Raw genomic sequence first — 16,698 nt, forward strand, 5'->3', positions numbered from 1 at the left:
CCGTCATCGGCTGGTTGCCATTGGACGGGCTGTGGAGGGTACCGCCCGCGCTGGTGGCCGGGTTTCCTGATCAGGCCGGCGGGGATCGTGCGCCGGGCCCTGCCGGCGACAGCCGATGCGGGCCACAGCGACCAGGGATGCGTGGTGGACACGTCGAGCATGAACGGTGGCACGCCAAGCGACAGCACTGACGGCGATCAGCAGGCTTCCGGCCCGCTGGGCCTGCGGCGGCAGTCCGATGAACCGGGCGATGGCCACCGGCGCGGGCGGCTTCATTGGATCCCATCTCGTCGAGAACCTGGTTGCCCGAGAAGTCACGACCGTCGCCGTCGGCTGCCGGTGCAGGGTTCCGACGCTCTCCCCGACGAGAACCTCGCGCCTGTAAGGGACGACCCGCAGTGCGTCCTCGTCAGTGCCGACCTGGCCCAGGACGGCCTGGATGATGCCGTCGTCGGGTGCGACATCGTCTTCCACCTGGCGACCCGACCAGGCGTTCGGCAGTCCTGGAGGGACGAGTTCGACGACTACACGCGGCCCAATGTGGTAGGCACGCGCCGTCGGCTTAACGCGTGCGTCCGGCGCGGTGTGCGCCGCCTCGTCCTCCAGCGTCCACGGTCCCCATCGCGCGACCGAGCCGGGAGTCGGACCCTACCTGTCCGACAACCACTGCAGACATACTGCGGACAGGGCTGGCCTTCCACGCAACCCTGAGTGTCGGGATGATCTGGCCGATGGTGTAAATCTCGGCGAACGCTACAGGCGAGGGCAGCTATATGTGGAGCCGGGCGCCCAGCACTCTTTCGTCCGAGTTTAGATCTTCTGCCGGTCTCGTGTAGAAATCCTGGCGCCCGCGACTTTATGTTGCAGGTCGATAGTCGACTCCGTGTCGAACAAAATATTAAGATCACACGTTGCATCACTTTTGCAGAACGGAGGACTGATGGGTCAGGTGCTTGATGTGGCCGAAGAGGCCGGCCAGGCTCGCGCCGCGATGGTGGAGAAGATGATCGCGGATGGAGACATCCGTTCGTCGGAAGTGGAGGCGGCGTTTCGCCGGGTGTCGCGGGAAGCTTTCATGCCGTCCGAGACGTCGCTGCTCGCGGCGTACAACGCGGCGGATTCGGTGACCACGAAACGTGACGCGGCTGGAGTGATTATTTCCTCCGTGTCGGCGCCTTTTATTCAGGCGCGGATGTTGGAGCAGGCCGAGCTGCGTCCGGGGATGCGTGTTCTGGAGGTGGGTTCCGGGGGCTGTAACGCGGCCCTGATCGCCGAGGTTGTCGGCCGTCATGGCCGGGTGGTCAGTGTGGACATCGATCCGGAGATCGTGGCGAACGCGCGGGAGCTGCTTGCCACAGCGGGTTATGGCGATCGGGTGCGGGTGCTGGTCGGCGACGCCGACCATGGCGTGCCTGGTGAAGAGCCGTTTGACGCCGTGGTGATCACGGTGGGGGCGTGGGACGTGTCGCCGGCGTTGGTGGAGCAGCTGACCGCGGCGGGCCGGCTGGTGGTGCCGCTGCGGATGAACGGGATCACCCGGTCGATCGGTTTCCGTCGTGCCCCGGGCCATCTGGTCAGTACGTCGGCGGAGGTGTGTGGGTTCGTCCCGGCGCAGGGCGTCGGCGGCCACGCCGATCGAACCTTCCACCTTCCTGCGCCGTCGGGCGGGTCGGTCACAGCGCGGTTCGAGACGGGCGTGCCTGCGGAGCCGTCCCGGTTGGACGGGGTGCTCGCGGCGGGTCGCTCGCAGGCGTGGTCGGGCGTCCTGGGTAGGAGGGGGACGTCGTTCGCGGATCTGACGTTGTGGTTCGCCTGCTATCTGCCGGGTTTCTGCCGGGTCGGTGTCGAGGACAAGGCGGCACTCGTCGGTGACGGGGTGCAGATGTTCCCGTATGGAGCGGCGGTCGGGGACTCGCTTGCTGTGCAGATCGTTCGGCTCGCCGGCCCGGAGGTGGCCCGCCCGGTGGGTGAGGGTGCCCGGCCGGGGGACTCGGAGTTCGGTGCCTGCGGTTTCGGTCCGCACGCAGGCGAGGCTGCCGCGGCGATGGTCGAGGCGACGCGGGCCTGGGACCGGACGGGCCGGGCCGCTCCTCGGTTCTCGCTATGGCCCGCAGGCACGGACTGGGCGTTGCTGCCGGCCGGCGCGGCGGTGTTGACGAAGACTCATCAGCTCGTCGCCATCGAGTGGCCCGGCGGTATGGAGCCGGGCCCGTCCTGAAGCGTGCGCGGACCTGACGGCCACGCGCGGATCACACCCGTATCTCCGACAGGAGGACCCATGACCCCCACCGACACCGTCCACACCGCCAGCGCACCCACCAGCTCGGCGCCTGCCGAGCTCGACGAGTTCGAGTTGGACCTGCAGGTGATCGAGTCGCTCGTGCCCGGTGCGCCCATGGCCGACTGCGACACCAGCGACGGCTGCGGCTCGACCTGTGCGACGACGGCCTGCATCAGCAACGCGAACGACCCGTTCTAGGAGCCGCTCGCCGCCGGCCCGCCCGAACGACCAGGCGGGCCGGTGGCCGGCCACAGGTTCTGCCCGTAGGCGGTTGAAAGGAGTGGCCGACACCATGCCTGCCTCGTACACGCCGGCGGAGCCGGTATTGGTCCGACTGTCGACCGCGCCGGTCGGCCTGGATCTGCCGCACGGCGTCGGCATCCTCGACGACGCGGACGTCGACGGCAAGACCTGGCTGGCCGGGGTGTGGGCGCGACCCGACGTCTGTGCAGCAGTGGCGCTAGCGAGTCCCGCTCTTGCCGATCGGGTCGAACAGCTGGTGGGCCGCGAGGGCGCTGGCACGCAGGAGATACGGCGAGCTGTACTGGCGACCTGCTTCTACCTGGCGCGGTGGGCGCGCCGGGTGACGCCGTTCGGTCTGTTCGCCGGAGTCGCCTCGGTCAAGGTCGGTGACCGGGCCACGGTGGCGGCCGGGACACCGCGCGTCGCGGTACGAGCGGACGCGGCCTGGCTGCACAGCCTGGTAGCACGGTTGGAAGCCGACCCGAACGTGCGTGACGGGCTCACCGTGGTCGCGAACTCCCTCGGGGTGGTGCGCGATGGCAGGTTCGTGGTCCCGCAATGGCCCGTGCCGGTGGGCCTCAACCGGCGTGCGGAGGCTCCGGTCACGGAGATATCGGTGCGCTGCTCGCAACCGTTGGCCGCGACGCTCGCGGCGACGCACCTCCCACGGCGGTTCACCGACCTGCGCGCCGACCTCCAGATCGCGTTCCCGTCGGCCCGCGCGGCCACCATCCGCACGCTGCTCGACAGGCTCGTCGATCAGGGCGTGCTCCTGACGAACCTTCACCCGCCCGCGAGTGCCGTCGACGGACTCGCGCACGTCATCGATGTGCTGCGGGCGGTCATGGCCAGTGCCCCGGCACGCGCAGATCTGTCGGCGCCGGCGCAGGTTCTGGCCCGTTTGGAGGAGATCGCCGGCGAGTTGGCGGCAGCCAACCACGACGCGTCCACCGACGCCGAGCAGGCGACGGCGCGGCGCGCCCGCATCGCCGAGGTCATGCATGCGCTCGCCCCCGCAGGGGTGGGCGAGCCGATGACTGCGGGCGGCGTGCTGGCGGTCGACGTCCGCGCCGACATGGAGATCACGCTGCCGGCCAGCGTGCTGCAGGAGGCCGCGGCAGCGGTGGAGACGCTGGTACGGGTAGGGACACGGCCGTTCGGACAGATGGCGTGGCTGGAGTACCACTCCCGATTCCTCGCGCGCTACGGGCCGGGTGCCCTCGTCCCCGTCGGAGAGCTGCTCGCTGACTCAGGGCTTGGCTATCCGACCGGTTTCCCGGCCGCGCCGCGGGCCCGGCCGGTGTGGCGAATGCTGACCGAACGCGACGCCCGCCTGCTGACGCTGCTGCAGCGCGCGGCGCTGGAAAGCGCTGCCGAGATCGAGCTGACCGACCGGGTGGTCGAGGCGCTGACCGTGGCCACCGAGGGCGAGGAGATCGTGGGTCCGGGGCGGGTCGAGTTCGGGTTCGCGCTGCACGCGGCCTCAGCCAAGGCGATCGACCGGGGCCGCTTCCAGCTGTGGGCGACAGCAACTCCGCGGGCGCAGACGAGCATGGCGGGCCGCTTCGCCTATCTGCTCGACGAGACCGACCGGGCCAGCCTGGCGGCCTCGTTCGGCGCCGGGCGAGACGGGGCGGTTGCGGTGCAGCTGTCGTTCCCACCGCGGTACACCCACAACGGCAACGTGACCGGCGTGCCACGGCTGCTGGACGAGGTGCTCTCCCTCGGCGAACACCCCGACCCACGCGACACCCTCACGCTCGAGGACCTGGCGGTCACCGCCGACGCGGACCAGCTCTACCTGATGCGCCGGGCCACCGGGGAGCAGGTACTGCCGCGGATCCTGCACGCGCTCGACCTGCGGGGCCGCACCCCCAGACTCGCGCGTTTCCTCGCGGAGGTCGGGCAGAGCCGGTGTGCGTTCTACGGCCCGTTCGACTTCGGCGCCGCCCGCGCTCTGCCGCACACCCCCCGCATCCGCTACCGGCGCACCGTGCTCGTCCCGGCCCGCTGGCTCGTGACCGAACCATCTCTGCGCCGCCGAACCACTGCGGCAGTGTGGGACGAGGCGCTGGCCGGCTGGCGGAAACGATGGTCAGTCCCAGAACAGGTCGTGCTCTGTGAGGACGACCAACGCCTGCCGCTCGATCTAAGCCAGCCGCTGGACCGGGACCTGCTGCGCGCCCGGCTGAACCGCGCCGACCCGGCCACCCGGATCGAGCTGTGGGAACAAGGCGCCGCGGACAGGGACGGCTGGCTTGGCCGGCCCGCCGAGTTCACCGTGCCGATGGTGCGCACCGTCCCGATGTCGCGGCGGCCTCCGGTCGCGACCGCCGCCCCAGCGCCGGCCGGCCAGCCGGGCGACGCGTCGGTGGTACACGCGCAGCTGCACGGCAACCCCGCCCGATTCGCCGAGATCCTCACCGGCCACGCCACCGTGCTACTGACAGCCCTGCAGACCACCGGCCAGATCAGCCGATGGTGGGCAGGCCGGCAGCTGGATTTGATACGCCCGGAGACCGACCAGCACCTCGATCTCTATCTGCGCGTGCCCGAACAGGGCGCCTACGGCCCACTTGCCGCCCGCCTCGCCGCGTTCGCCCGCGACCTCCAGGCCCGGGGCATGCTCGCCGGAATCGCCCTGGTCGGCTACCAGCCGCAGCCGGGACGCTATGGCACCGGAGCCGCATTGGAGGCCGCCGAGGCGGTCTTCGCGGCCGACACCGCTGCCGCGATCGCCCAACTCGCCGGTGCTGCACCCAGCGCTGTTCCTGCGCAGGCGCTTGCCGCGGCGTCGCTGGCCCGACTCGCGTTCGCGTTCGCCCCCGACCCGACGACCGGAGCCCACCGACTCCTAGCCCTGCCCCATCCACCGACAGGCCCCCTGGACCGGGCCTTACGCGACCACACACTGCGCCTCACCGACCAGCCTGCCCCCGCCACCGTCGCCGCGGCATGGAACGCCCGGGACAACGCGCTCACCCGCTACTACCGGATACTCGCCGAGCAGCGGGAGCCCGCGACCGTGCTGCGGTCGTTGCTGCACGACCATCACGTGCGCGCTGTCGGCATCGACAAGGCCCTCGAAGCCACCAGCCTGCGCCTCGCCCAAGCCGCCGCCCGCCGCTACCTCGCCCTGCACCCAGCCACCACAGCCCGCGAGCCGCGGCTACCCGTGCCAGCGAACGCCGGCCCATGACCACCCGGTCAGTGACCACGCCGCCTGGACCGAGGCGGACGGTGGTGGCCCAGTCGCTGGCCTCCGGCGCCGCGGGCGCAGCGCTCCTCTCGATCGAAGAGGCCCTGCACGACGAAGCGGGCTGGCCGGTAGCGCAGGCCGCGATCCGCCTGGCTACTCACGAGCCCCTCGACCTCGGCCCCCACGCCGGGCTCTTCCGCGGCGTGCCAGCGATCGGCCTGCTGCTCCACGCCGCCCAAGCAGACGGACAGCCTCGCTATGAGCGGGCGGTGGCCCACCTCGACCGGCACATCGAGTCACTCACGCTGCGCCGCGTATCCGCTGCGACCCAAAGCGCCGACCAAGGGCAGGTCGCGTTCCAGGACTTCGACATCTTCACCGGACTGACCGGCCTGGGGGCATACCTGCTCCGCTACCAGCCGGGCAGCGACGTGCTCGGCCGGGCACTGACCTACCTGACCCACCTGGCCGAACCCCGCCGCGACCCGGACGGCACCTGGACACCCGGCTGGTGGGTCAGCCACGACCCCGACACAACCGTGAAAACCCCAGGCGGCCACGCCAACCTCGGCATGGCTCACGGCGCCGCAGGCATCCTCGCCCTACTCGCCCTCGCCACCGCGCACGGCGTCCAGGTCGACGGCCAGCGCGACGCCCTCATCCAGATCTTGACCGAGTATGACCGGTGGCTCCAAGACGACCCCGCCGGCCCGTGGTGGCCACAATGGATCACCCGCGCAGACCTACGAGCCGGCCGGTCGTCCCAGCGCGCCGCGGGCCGCGCGTCCTGGTGCTACGGCGTACCCGGCGTCGCCCGGGCCCACCAGCTCGCCGCGATCGCCACCGCCGACCCGGCCCGCCAGCAGGCCGCCGAAGCCGTCCTCGCCGCGCACCTGACCGACGAACGGCTCGCCGGGCTCGCCGGACCGGGTCTGTGTCACGGGCCGGCCGGCACCTACCAGACGGTGTGGCGCGCCGCCGCCGACGCCCCCGCCCTCGCAGCCCGGCTCCCCGCGCTCGCGCGGCACCTGGCCCGCCACCATGCCTGCGACCCGGGCCCGCCAACCGCCACCGGCGGGCTGCTCACCGGCCACGCCGGCGACCGACTCGCCGCCACGACCGCACGCCACGGCACCACCCGCTCGGGATGGGACCTATGCCTACTGATCAACTAGCCGCTCTCGTCACCGACCCGCTCACCAGGGCCGTCGACGCCGTCCTCGCCGGCACCCCCGCATCCCTCGCCGCCCTCAAAACCGGCGTGGACCCCGACATGCTCACAGACGCCGTCGCGACCTACCAAGCTGCCGGCCGCACCGCCCTACACCGCCACGCTGAGAACGGCTGGTACCAGGTGAACATCCAGTTCACGGACCCGGCCGGTGCGGAGATGGTCGTCGCCGGCCGGGTCGGCCCTGCGCTCGACCAGCTCCGCATCACTGGGGCTGTTCTCGGCTGGTGGTTCCTGCGTAAACCGCCCGGCTGGCGCATCCGCCTGCAAGCCGCACCCGGCGTCGACCCGGCGACCGTGGTCCGTCCGCTTCTCGACGATCTGGTGGCGGCCGACGTGGCGGCATGGCGGCCGGCCGTCTACGAGCCTGAGATCGCCGCGTTCGGCGGCACGACGGCGATGGACACCGTGCACGAGCTGTTCTGCGCCGACAGCCACGGCGTCCTGGCCTACCTGCGCCAGCCGACACCCGGCCTCGGCCGGGCAGCGGTATCGCTGCTGCTGTGCGGCACCCTGCTGACCGCCGCCGGCCTCGACACCTTCGAACGCGGCGACGTGTTCGACCGCATCACCCAGCTTCGCCCCCCACCCCGGGCCGCCGGCAGCGAACCAGCAGAACTCCACGGCCGCCTCCGAGGACTGATCGCGGGCCCTGACCAGGCACGCGATCCACTGTTCGCGCCCGCCGGGCCGCTCGCCCACGCCACCGGATGGCGCACCGCGTTCCACACCGCTGGCCACACCCTCGCCACCGCCGCCACGACCGGCACGCTCGGACGAGGCCTACGCGCCGTCCTCACCCACATCATGATCTTCCACTGGAATCGAGTCGGCCTCGCTGCTACCGATCAAGCAACCCTTGCTCACGCTGCCCGCCGCGCCTTGCTGCCCGACCTGCCCCGATGAGCATCCTCGCGACCGCCGCCCGCCACTTTCCGTTGGTGCCCCAGGGCCGGCCCACCTGCCCGCCGCTGGCGGACCGGATCGCCTACCTCACCGACCAAGCCCACCAGACCCAGCGGCAGCCGACCCTCAACCGCGCCGGCCACGTGATCAACCTGGCCGCGCTCACCGCCGCCGACTGCGGCCTGCCCGATCTCGCCCGCCAGCTCTGCTGGCAGCTCATCGGCCCGTTTCTTCACCTCACCCGACCTCTGACCGGGGACGAGGCCACCTACCTCCTCGAGCCCGTCCGTAACCTCGCCCGCCTCGCCCGCCGCGCCGGCGACGCCGCACAGGCACTCACCCGACTCGACGCCCTCGCCGACGCGGTGAACAACCACACCGACCTGATCGTCGACGGCCAGCGACTCCCGCTCGCCACCATCGAAGCCACTGCCGAGCAGCGGCAACGGCTACGCCGCTGGGCCTGGACGATCCGCCTCACCGACGCGATCCCCACCCTCACCACCCAAGGCCGCTGGGTCGACGCCTACACCTACGCCCACACCCACCGCGGCATCGGCCTACGTCTACGAGAAGGACGCCAAACCCAAATCCTCGCCCACGCCACGGCCGGTGACCTCGGCACCGCCACCAGCCTGCTCGACACCTCGACGCTCACCAGCCCCTGGGAGACCTGCACCGCCACCTGCCTACGCGCCTACCTCCACCCCGCCACGCCGGAGATGATCGCTGCGCTCACCGGCGCAGAACACGCCCTCGACACCCTCGCCGCCGACACCCCGCACACCTACCGCATACACCTCGGCCTGGCGACCCTCGACCTCACTGCGCTCCACCAACCCACCAAAGCCCGCCACCTCGCCACCCGACTCACCAGCACCGCCATCCAGACCGCCGACGCCTACGCCGCCCGCCTCCTTCTCGCTCGCTGCCCCCACGACGCGCGACCCACACCCCAACAAGCCACAGCACTATGCGACCTCGTCGAGGCCGCCGGCCTCGACCTCGGCGCCCTCCCTCCCGCCTACCTAGATGCCCTGCTCACCGCAACCCGCGCCGCCCACACCACCCTCACCCAGATACTCGACCGGGCCTGTAAGAACAACGGTGTAACTCCCCTGTGACACTCTGTGCATCTGTGCAGGTAGAGGAGACACCAGATGACCGACACGATGGCTGACACGGCGGCTGGGGCGATCCCGGTCAGACCGGTGGATGGCGATGGGGCGCCGGCGGGCGTGGTCGTGGACGAGGCGCTCGCGCAGAGCCTCGTGGAGAAGGCCCGGGTTGAGGGGCTGTCGCTGACGGGGCCGGGCGGGCTGCTGGGCACCCTGACGAAGATGGTCCTGGAGAAGGCCCTCGCCGCCGAGCTGAGCTCGCATCTGGGCTACGAGGCCCACGACCCGGCCGGCCGTGACGGCGGGAACTCCCGTAACGGCACTCGAACGAAGACCGTGGTCACCGAGATCGGACCGGTCGAGATCGACGTGCCCCGTGACCGTGACGGCACCTTCACCCCGACGATCGTCGCCAAGCGCCAACGCCGCCTCGGCGGGGTCGAGGACCTCGTCGTCTCGCTGGTCGCGAAGGGACTGACGACCGGCGAGGTCCAGGCGCATCTCGCCGAGATCTACGGCACCACCGTGTCGCGCCAGCAGGTCTCGGACATCACCGACAGGGTCATCGAGGGCATGGAGGCCTGGCGCGCCCGCCCCCTGGACGCCGTCTACGCCGTCGTGTTCATCGACGCCATCATGGTGAAGATCCGCGACGGGCAGGTCGCGAACCGGCCGATCTACGCCGCGATCGGCGTCACCGCCGACGGCGAACGCGACATCCTCGGCCTCTGGGCCGGCACCGGCGGCGAAGGCGCCAAACACTGGCAGCTTGTCCTGACCGACCTGAAGAACCGCGGCGTCGCCGACGTCCTCATCCTCGTCTGCGACGGCCTGACCGGCCTACCCGACGCCGTCGCCCAGGTTTGGCCCGACACCATCGTCCAGACCTGCATCGTGCACCTGCTCCGCAACTCGTTCAGATATGCGTCCAAGAGGGACTGGCCCGCACTCGCCCGCGACCTCAAGCCCGTCTACACCGCCCCGACCGAGGCGGCCGCGCTCGACCGGTTCGCCGACTTCTCCGCGATCTGGGAGAAGAAATACCCCGCGATCATCCGGCTCTGGGAGAACGCCTGGGCCGAGTTCGTCCCGTTCCTGCGCTTCGACGCCGAGATCCGGACCGTCATCGCCACGACCAACGCGATCGAGTCGCTGAACTCCCGGTTCCGCCGCTCCGTCAAGGCCCGCGGCCACTTCCCCAACGAACAGGCCGCACTCAAGCACCTCTACCTCACCGTGACCAGCCTCGACCCCACCGGACGCGGCCGGGCAAAGTGGATGATCCGCTGGAAGGCACCGCTGAACGCCTTCGACCTCGCGTTCGACGGGCGCCTCACCGCCGGCCGAAAGTAGCAACTCAATAACAATCCGTTACACCGTTAACTTGACAGTCCCACTCGACCGGCCCCACCGGCCATCGGGCGCGACAGGTTCGCCGCAGAACGAGTAACCATGAGCCCTGTCGTGCCGCCGGATAGAGGCCCTTCTACGGACCGTGACCGCCGATATTGCGGACGGCGTGCGGCGGCTAGAACGAGCCGCCCGGTCTGGTCGCAGCAGCTGCGGCAGATCGATCCTGGAAGCCATCACCGCGCCGCTGGGAAACCTGACGACAGTTGGCGGGGTTCTCAGCGCCGTGCTACGTCGGCGTAGCGGCTCTGGCCGGGCGGCAGGCGATGATCCACTGGTCTACCTCAGCCTTGTGCCAGACGCGGCCGCCGGTCACAGCGACCGGCGGCGGGAAGCCGGGCCTGCGGGTGAGCTGGTAGCAGCGGGTACGAGACAGGCAAAGGCGTTTCATGAGGTAGCCAATGCTCACGAGCTCGCTCATGACACAGCACGCTACCTGCCGGGTCATGCAGTGTCAACTCATACAGTGCTGGGTCAGACAGATGATGTGCGGTCGGATGAGTGGCGGGTTCATTCCGGCTGGCATGGTCGATTCGTCTGGCCGGCCTTGAGGTGGGTGCCGGACTCGGATCATGACCGTCACGCCGCCGGATTCGCTGTCGCGGCGGGGGACGTGGCCGGGGCGGCCAGCGCGTACGAGGCGCTGCTCGCCGACTGCCTGCGGGTCCTGGGCGCCGACGACCCGCGCACCCTGACCACTCGGGGCAACCTGGCCTCCTGGCGAGGACGCGCGGGGGACGTGGCCGGGGCGGTCGCTACGTTCGAGGCGCTGCTGGCTGACCGGCTGCGGGTGCTCGGCCCCGACCACCCGGACACCCTGGCCACCCGGAACAGCCTGGCCACCTGGCAAGGACGCGCGGGGGATGCGGCCAAAGGCGGCCGCGCGATTCGCGCTGGCCACCGACCCTCGGTGTGGATCACTCTACTGAGTAATGGTCTGTTATCCGGTAAGTCGCCGGACGTAAAGACAATCTGCGGTGATCCGGGCAGGCTCGTGGGAGGCGTGTCCAGGCGGTCGTCAGCCGGTCGTGTCGGTTGGCTTTGATTAAGCCAACCGACACCGCTCACCGGTTCGCGAGCCGACGCTGCAGCTCCACATGCCGGAACTGGTACGCCGCTCCGGCCTGGCGCAGCACGCCGCGGTTCTCGTGGGCGTCGGCCAGGAACGCCATCAGGTCGCGGGGAAGCCGGCCACGCGCGGCAAGCCAAGCCCGGGTCAGCACGAACATCCTCCACGGCGTTTCAAGGAGCCCGACCACGAACCCGCCTCCGAGCCCTCTAGGGCTTGCGGGCAAGGATCTGGATACCCGTCGACTCGTGCCCGTTCATGGTGGCAACCGTTATCTGGTGGGTGCGGACCGTTTCGAACCCGGCGAGCAGGGTGGAAAGCCACGCGCGGGAGTGATGGCGGCAGACCGCGCCGTCGCTCGTTTCGAACACACCGTAGCTGCCGCCATGGTGGTCGGCGTAGCGGCCATAGCGGCGGCGGTTGCGTTCGTCGTCCTGCAACAGATAGTCGCTGATGTAAAGGACTCCGCCTGTCCTGAGCAGGCGGTGCAGCTCAGTGATCAACCGGTGTTGCGCGGCGTCGCCTGGAACGCAGGTCAGCACGGCGAAGAGCAGGACCGCGTCGAAGCCGGCGTCGGGGAAAGGCGCGAGCGGTGGCGTATCCAGGACGGCAAAGCGCGTGACGGGGTGCGTGCCGCGCGCTCGTTCGATCATTTCTGGCGAGGTGTCGGCGCCGGTGAGGTTGTCGAAGCCGTGCTGTTCGAGCTCCGCCAGGACGCGGCCGTAGCCGCATCCGTAGTCGAGGATCGCGGCGTGCCTGCTGATCCCGTCGAGCCAGCGCGGATCGAGCGGGTGGGTGAACGTCTTCGTGGCCGCGGCGGCATCCCAGTAGGGAACCTGGCTGTCGAGGTCGGACATGGCGGGGCTGCTCCCTGGAGGTGTGGCCTTAGCCGATGGCGGTGAGCTCGGGTCCTGGTCTGGGTCGCATTCCTGGTGATCCGGGGTCGGGCGTTCGCGGAAGGCGATGGGTGTGTCATAGCTGGGCGGCGGGTTGGGTGGTACCGCCCGGTCAGGAGCTGGCCGGGCGGGGCCAGCGGCCGAACTGTTGGGCGGCGGCGTCGCCGAAGCCGGCTGGTTCTCCCGCCTCGGCGAACGTGCGGGCAATCTGGCGCATCTCCTCCTCCCAACGCCACCCCTTGTGGGCTGCCGCGTCGAGCGCGGCGGCGTGGCGGGTGCCGAGCTCGGGCTGGGAGCGGGCCCACTCCGCCGCTAGCGCTTCGTCGACCCCGTAGTGCTTCGCGACGCCGCGGGCGCTGATCAGGAGAGCCGTGGTGATTTTGGTCCACGCCGCGTAGGTCATCTTCAGTGCCGACGCGGCCGTGTGATCGCCGTAAAGCACAACGGCTTCGACGCGGGTGTCGCGGAAGAGCGCGGCCACCTCCTCGGCTCGGTCCCCGGACAGGAACAGGCGGGTGGTCCCGGGTCGCTCCGGTGGCGGCCCGATGATCCCGCCGTCGACGTAGGCGGCTCCGTGGGCGTGGACCACCGCGGCGACCTCGGAGGCGGTGCCCGGGCTGATCGCGTTGGCGTCCACGTACAACCCGGAGAAGCCGGCAACCGTCCGGGCGGTCTCCACCGCGGCGGCGGGCGGGCAGATGGACAGGACGACGTCGCGGTCGCGCAGGTCGACTGATGCGCGCATCCCGGCGGCGTCCGCGCGACGGCGCGTGCTCTCGCTTCGTTCGGCGCGCAGCCAGGTCACGTCGTGGCCGGAGTCGACGATCGCCCGGCCCACCGCCGCGCCCATCTGCCCCGGGTGAAGAATCGCGATGCGGCTCATCAGAGCATCATCCGTCGTCGGTCACCGCCCGTGCGCCCGCCATCAGGCTGGCACTCAGTGCGCGAGCGGTGCGGACGAGTGCGCGAAGCTCGCGCGATAGGCGCTAGGGGACACGCCGATTCGCCTGACGAAATGCTGGCGGAGTGACTCGGCCGAACCCAGGCTGGCTTCTCCAGGTTCCTCTGGCCCCACCTTCCGACGAGACGTGGCTCCACCCTCCTTGATCGGGAAGTGAGTTCCGACGAGATCTGGCCCCACCCGTGCCGTGCCAGGGCTGGGGCAGAGTTCCCCGGCCTCCTCGTAGCTGCTGATCAGGTCCTCGACGAAGGCGCAGGTCCAGGTGGAGCGCCCGCAGCGAAGCGAGGACGAACGACCTGGACCTGCGGCGAGCGAGGACCGCACTCGCCAGCGAGGAGGGCTCCGGGTGGGGCCAGATCTCGTCGGAGATCAAGGCTGGCTACGTCGGTGAGAACGAGCACCGAATGTCGATGACGCCGAGCACCAGTCGATCTTGGGTGCGCGGTCGAGATGTCGGTGGGTTCAAGCACCAGTCTCGACGAGCCGAGCCAACGTTCCGCTGGAGCTGGCTCGGCGGCGGGCGCACGGAGCGCCTCTGCTACGGGCAAAGGCGCGCCAAGGAGAGGCCCGAGCGGCTTGACGTCGTAGGCCGCGGCGGTCGTGGCGCTCGATCTCATCGACACGGCAACGCCGCCGGCATCCCGTGGTGCTCAACTTCGGCTACCGACGATGCTCGGTGCCGTCGACAGAACCACGGAGCAACCTGACCTACTGGCAGGCGGGAGCCGCAGTGTCCGGTATCGAACGTTCGTGACACACGAAGATCTGAAGCGTGTCGCCGCAGGTCGGCCGTGTAACGCGAGCCGTGTACGCGTCTATGTCACGCACACCCCCGTTCACGTTACGATCCGATCATGCGCGTCGGCTATGGACGGGTCTCCACCCGCGGCCAGCACCCCGATGCCCAACATGACGCTCTCCAGTCCGCCGGCTGCGACGAGATCTTCATCGACAAGGCCTCTGCAAGCTCGCCCGCCGTCCTGAGCTCGACAAAGCGCTGCTGAGCGCCAACCGGGCCGGCGACCAGCTCGTCGTCACCAAGCTCGACCGGCTCGGCCGCTCCCTGGAGCACCTCCTCGAACTGTCCGCCGATCTGCATGCCCGCGGCGTCCAATTGGTCGTGCTTGACCAGGGCATCGATACCTCCGCCGCGATTGGCCGGATGTTCTTCCAGATCCTCGGCGCGATCGCCCAGTTCGAGCACGCGCTGATGTCCGAGCGAACGAGGGACGGCCTCGCGGCCGCCCGCGGCCGTACCGGCGGGCAGAAGCCCAAGCTCGGCCCCCGCCAGGTGCAGCTGGCACGGGAGATGTACGACTCCGGCGACTACACCGTCCAGCAGATCGCCGACGAGTTCGGCGTCACCCGCCCCACCATCTACCGACATCTCACCGCCGCGTCGGCCACGTAGTTACTGGTGAGTCGCATTTCCTCTGGTGCGATGTCCTTAACGGCAGCCCGACGCCCCGCTCGTTTTCGATCTTCAGTCGATCGTCGTAACCGCGGTGCGCCTGATGTCCGGGAAGTGGGCCCTCCCGGACATCAGAAGCATGCTGGCCATGGGCGGCCGTGTCCTCGCGTGGCGGCCCTACGCACAGTTCCGAGACATCCGCTCGCCACGGATCTGACTTGCCATTGGAGTCGGGGTCATCGCGGCACACTTGGCCGCATGCCTGCCCGCGTCGTCCCGTCGCACCGACCACCGTTTTGGGGCCATGCCGAGATGGCCTGGGCGGTGGCGGTGACGCCGGATGGTCGGCAGATTGTCCCGCTCCGGGTTTGATGGAGGCAGTCAAACCGGGAGGAAGCGGACGACATGGCGGCGCCGAGGAAGTACCCCGACGAGCTGCGGGAGCGGGCGGTCCGGATGGTGCTGGACGCGAGGGCCAGCGGCGGTGGGACGGGCGCGTGCGCGAGGGTTGGCCAGCAGCTCGGGATCAACCGGGAGACCCTGCGTACCTGGGTGGCCCAGGCCGAGATCGATGAGGGCACCAGGGCCGGCGTGCCGACCGACGTCGCGGCGCGCCTGGCCGAGCTGGAGCGGGAGAACCGGGAGTTGCGGCGGGCGAACGAGATTTTGAAGTCGGCGTCGGCTTTCTTCGCGGCGGAGCTCGACCGCCCGCGCCGGTAGTCGTCGACTATGTCGATAGGCACAAGGAGCGGTTCGGGGTCGAGCCGATCTGTGCCGTGCTCAAGGATGCCGGTATCCAGATCGCCCCGAGCACCTACTACGCCTCGAAGAAACGGTTGCCGTCGCGACGGGCGGCTACCGATGCCGAGACCTTGAAGGAGATAGAACGGATACACGCCGATAACTACGGCGTCTACGGCGTGCGGAAAGTTTACGCGCAGCTGGCCCGTGAGGGCGGGGTCGGCGGTCGACACATCGCGCGCTGCACGGTGGCTCGTCTCATGCGCCAGACTGGCCTGCGGGGCGTGTCGCGGCTGCGGGCGCCGCGGACGACGGTGCGGGCCAAGGGGCCGGACACCCGTCCTGACCTGGTGAGACGCAAGTTCACCACGGCGGCGCCGAACAGCTTGTGGGTCGCTGACATCACCTACATCCGCACGTTCTCCGGCTGGGTGTACGCGGCGTTCGTCCTCGACGTCTTCTCCCGAAGAATCGTCGGCTGGCAGCTTTCCAGGAACCTCTACAAGGAGTTGGCGATCGACGCGCTGAACATGGCGGTCTGGACCCGCCGGCGCGTCGGCGCCGACCTGGCGAAGCTCATTCACCATTCCGACAGGGGCTCGCAGTATATCTCGATCAAGTACACCGAGACGCTCGGCGAGGTCGAGGCGGTCGCCTCGGTCGGTTCCGCCGGTGATTCCTACGACAACGCGATGGCCGAGGCGTTCAACTCGCTGTTCAAGGCCGAACTGATCCGTAACAAGGGACCGTGGACCGGCCACTCCGATCTCGAGGTCGCGGTCGCGGAGTACATCGACTGGTACAACCACCGCCGGCTACACGGCGAGATCGGCCTGGTCCCACCCACCGAGCACGAGGCCGCCTGGGCGGCCAACCAGACACACCAGTCAGACGCCCGGCAGCCCGCCGGCGCGTGACAACTCAGCCTCCACCAAACCCGGCGCTTGACAGATCATCTCCGGCGGTGGCGGTGGCGGTGGCGGTGGCGGTGGCGGTGGCGATGGCACGGTGCGGGTGTGGGACCGCGAGTCCGGCGACGCCCAGGCGGTCCTGACCGGGGACACCGAAACGGTCTTCGCGGTGGCGGTGACGCCGGATGGTCGGCAGATCATCTCCGGCGGCGACGACGGTGCGGTGCGGGTGTGGGACCGCGAGTCCGGCGACGTGTACCGTGCCAGAACTCGATGTCAGGCCGCTGACCTGCGGGTTCGCCACTAGGCGCCGCGGGCATG

Annotated in this window: 15 protein-coding genes, 2 pseudogenes and 1 other annotated feature; of the genes and pseudogenes, 13 read left to right on the forward strand and 4 right to left on the reverse strand. The window is 70.0% G+C overall.

The window, feature by feature from the left end:
- Positions 1 to 159: 159 nt before the first annotated feature.
- The 8 genes from FRCN3DRAFT_RS57600 (at position 160) to FRCN3DRAFT_RS0208455 (ending at position 10,331) form a co-directional block, all read left to right on the forward strand.
- Positions 160 to 711, forward strand: coding sequence for an NAD-dependent epimerase/dehydratase family protein (locus FRCN3DRAFT_RS57600; RefSeq protein WP_425343336.1), 552 nt, complete (start codon positions 160 to 162; stop codon positions 709 to 711).
- 172 nt (positions 712 to 883) lie between these two features.
- A complete protein-coding gene (gene fxlM, locus FRCN3DRAFT_RS0208425; protein WP_232793970.1) occupies positions 884 to 2,218 on the forward strand; it encodes a methyltransferase, FxLD system in 1,335 nt (444 codons plus the stop codon).
- Between the two features lie 60 nt (positions 2,219 to 2,278).
- The gene (locus FRCN3DRAFT_RS0208430) at positions 2,279 to 2,479 is read left to right on the forward strand and encodes an FxLD family lanthipeptide (protein ID WP_007507611.1); all 201 of its coding nucleotides are present in this window, start codon (positions 2,279 to 2,281) and stop codon (positions 2,477 to 2,479) included.
- A gap of 94 nt (positions 2,480 to 2,573) precedes the next feature.
- A complete protein-coding gene (locus tag FRCN3DRAFT_RS43340; RefSeq protein ID WP_007507613.1) occupies positions 2,574 to 5,723 on the forward strand; it encodes a lantibiotic dehydratase in 3,150 nt (1,049 codons plus the stop codon).
- A 44-nt stretch (positions 5,724 to 5,767) separates the two neighbouring features.
- Positions 5,768 to 6,898: a lanthionine synthetase C family protein gene (locus FRCN3DRAFT_RS0208440; RefSeq protein ID WP_232793971.1), complete on the forward strand. Its 1,131-nt coding sequence runs from the start codon at positions 5,768 to 5,770 to the stop codon at positions 6,896 to 6,898.
- Positions 6,880 to 7,860 carry a thiopeptide-type bacteriocin biosynthesis protein gene (locus FRCN3DRAFT_RS0208445; RefSeq protein WP_007507616.1) on the forward strand — a complete coding sequence of 327 codons (981 nt, stop codon included), beginning with the start codon at positions 6,880 to 6,882 and terminating at the stop codon, positions 7,858 to 7,860. The genes FRCN3DRAFT_RS0208440 and FRCN3DRAFT_RS0208445 overlap by 19 nt, the downstream gene beginning before the upstream one ends.
- Entirely contained in the window at positions 7,857 to 8,984 is a 1,128-nt protein-coding gene (locus tag FRCN3DRAFT_RS49310; RefSeq protein WP_007507618.1) for a hypothetical protein, read from the forward strand. Before FRCN3DRAFT_RS0208445 ends, FRCN3DRAFT_RS49310 begins: the two co-directional genes overlap by 4 nt.
- Before the next feature lie 36 nt (positions 8,985 to 9,020).
- Positions 9,021 to 10,331 carry an IS256 family transposase gene (locus tag FRCN3DRAFT_RS0208455; RefSeq protein WP_007507620.1) on the forward strand — a complete coding sequence of 437 codons (1,311 nt, stop codon included), beginning with the start codon at positions 9,021 to 9,023 and terminating at the stop codon, positions 10,329 to 10,331.
- A 286-nt stretch (positions 10,332 to 10,617) separates the two neighbouring features.
- Here FRCN3DRAFT_RS0208455 and FRCN3DRAFT_RS0208460 read toward each other — a convergent pair whose 3' ends face one another.
- Complete coding sequence (locus FRCN3DRAFT_RS0208460; RefSeq protein ID WP_063630227.1) at positions 10,618 to 10,809, reverse strand: helix-turn-helix transcriptional regulator; 192 nt, start codon at positions 10,807 to 10,809, stop codon at positions 10,618 to 10,620.
- 135 nt (positions 10,810 to 10,944) lie between these two features.
- On the opposite strand from FRCN3DRAFT_RS0208460, the gene FRCN3DRAFT_RS0208465 reads away from it, so the two are divergent.
- Positions 10,945 to 11,433 carry a tetratricopeptide repeat protein gene (locus FRCN3DRAFT_RS0208465; protein ID WP_027140376.1) on the forward strand — a complete coding sequence of 163 codons (489 nt, stop codon included), beginning with the start codon at positions 10,945 to 10,947 and terminating at the stop codon, positions 11,431 to 11,433.
- A 19-nt stretch (positions 11,434 to 11,452) separates the two neighbouring features.
- On the opposite strand, the gene FRCN3DRAFT_RS53940 is transcribed toward FRCN3DRAFT_RS0208465, so the two are convergent.
- From FRCN3DRAFT_RS53940 to FRCN3DRAFT_RS43350, 3 genes are all read right to left on the reverse strand, one after another.
- Positions 11,453 to 11,611 (reverse strand): hypothetical protein, encoded by a 159-nt coding sequence (locus FRCN3DRAFT_RS53940; protein WP_157845193.1) that lies wholly within the window; start codon positions 11,609 to 11,611, stop codon positions 11,453 to 11,455.
- A gap of 55 nt (positions 11,612 to 11,666) precedes the next feature.
- A complete protein-coding gene (locus FRCN3DRAFT_RS0208475; protein WP_007507628.1) occupies positions 11,667 to 12,314 on the reverse strand; it encodes a class I SAM-dependent methyltransferase in 648 nt (215 codons plus the stop codon).
- A 151-nt stretch (positions 12,315 to 12,465) separates the two neighbouring features.
- Positions 12,466 to 13,236 carry an NAD(P)-dependent oxidoreductase gene (locus tag FRCN3DRAFT_RS43350; RefSeq protein ID WP_007507630.1) on the reverse strand — a complete coding sequence of 257 codons (771 nt, stop codon included), beginning with the start codon at positions 13,234 to 13,236 and terminating at the stop codon, positions 12,466 to 12,468.
- A gap of 932 nt (positions 13,237 to 14,168) precedes the next feature.
- Here FRCN3DRAFT_RS43350 and FRCN3DRAFT_RS55975 point away from each other — a divergent pair.
- The 4 genes and pseudogenes from FRCN3DRAFT_RS55975 to FRCN3DRAFT_RS0208505 form a co-directional block, all read left to right on the forward strand.
- Positions 14,169 to 14,506, forward strand: a pseudogene (locus tag FRCN3DRAFT_RS55975) (recombinase family protein); the annotation flags it as partial.
- 18 nt (positions 14,507 to 14,524) lie between these two features.
- Positions 14,525 to 14,725: a helix-turn-helix domain-containing protein gene (locus tag FRCN3DRAFT_RS55980; protein WP_232794272.1), complete on the forward strand. Its 201-nt coding sequence runs from the start codon at positions 14,525 to 14,527 to the stop codon at positions 14,723 to 14,725.
- A 405-nt stretch (positions 14,726 to 15,130) separates the two neighbouring features.
- Positions 15,131 to 16,383 (forward strand): annotated as a pseudogene (locus tag FRCN3DRAFT_RS43360) (IS3 family transposase).
- Positions 15,406 to 15,534 (forward strand) — a sequence feature (AL1L pseudoknot). Its footprint overlaps the pseudogene before it by 129 nt.
- Positions 16,384 to 16,474: 91 nt before the next feature.
- On the forward strand, positions 16,475 to 16,684 hold the full coding sequence (locus FRCN3DRAFT_RS0208505) for a WD40 repeat domain-containing protein (protein WP_007507637.1): 210 nt from the start codon (positions 16,475 to 16,477) through the stop codon (positions 16,682 to 16,684).
- Positions 16,685 to 16,698 lie beyond the last annotated feature (14 nt).

Origin of the sequence: Pseudofrankia saprophytica, from assembly GCF_000235425.2 — a bacterium.
GTDB classification, from domain to species: domain Bacteria; phylum Actinomycetota; class Actinomycetes; order Frankiales; family Frankiaceae; genus Pseudofrankia; species Pseudofrankia saprophytica.